Raw genomic sequence first — 597 nt, 5'->3', positions numbered from 1 at the left:
GCCAGGCGCTGTTCGACTGGCACCACGGCATCGGCGTGCCGCTGCTGCCGGTTTCTGCCGCCGAGGACGTGGCGGTGCAGCTGCGGCGGCTGTTGGGGTAGCTAGCACGCGCAACGCGATAGCCATATGCGACAAGTCTCATTTTTGCGGGACGGTCGACCTTCGACAAGAAACGGCTGAATAGTCGGGCAAGGCCGTTTTCCCCCCATGGAAAAGTGTTTACCGTGCAGCGCGCGGGGCGTCGCATCGCCCCTGCCGCCAGTTCAAACACGCGAACCTTGGGGACCTGACGTCTATGGCCATCGAAAAGACATGCGGCTACTGCGACAAGCGTGGCCTGCTCATCCTGCCCGTGCGCTATGCCGTCGCGCCCATCGACATGGGGCTGCCGGCAGTTACCGCGCCCTTGAAGGTCGAAGACACCGCCCGCGGCGTCGGCAAAGGCCAGAAGCAGGACCTGACGCTGCATGGCAGCGCGCGCTACACGACCCGCTTGCTACGCTAAGGTCGAAGACACCGCCCGCGGCGTCGGCAAAGGCCAGAAGCAGGACCTGACGCTGCATGGCAGCGCGCGCTACACGACCCGCTTGCTACGCT

The 597-nt window shown here is 65.0% G+C and carries 1 protein-coding gene; it reads left to right on the top strand.

Translation table 11 applies throughout. From position 1 onward, the window contains the following. Positions 1 to 295 precede the first annotated feature (295 nt). Positions 296 to 505, top strand: coding sequence for a toxin VasX (locus AB4Z27_RS29335; protein WP_441646019.1), 210 nt, complete (start codon positions 296 to 298; stop codon positions 503 to 505). Positions 506 to 597: the final 92 nt, after the last annotated feature.

Source organism: Cupriavidus sp. KB_39, assembly GCF_052114485.1.
Lineage (GTDB): Bacteria > Pseudomonadota > Gammaproteobacteria > Burkholderiales > Burkholderiaceae > Cupriavidus.
Note: the sequence above shows the minus strand (reverse complement) of the source record. Positions and strands in the feature narration are given on the sequence as shown.

Excerpts from the sequence above, each read along its gene's own strand:
- AB4Z27_RS29335 (WP_441646019.1), top strand. The coding sequence starts at position 296 with ATGGCCATCGAAAAGACATGCGGCTACTGCGACAAGCGTGGCCTGCTC.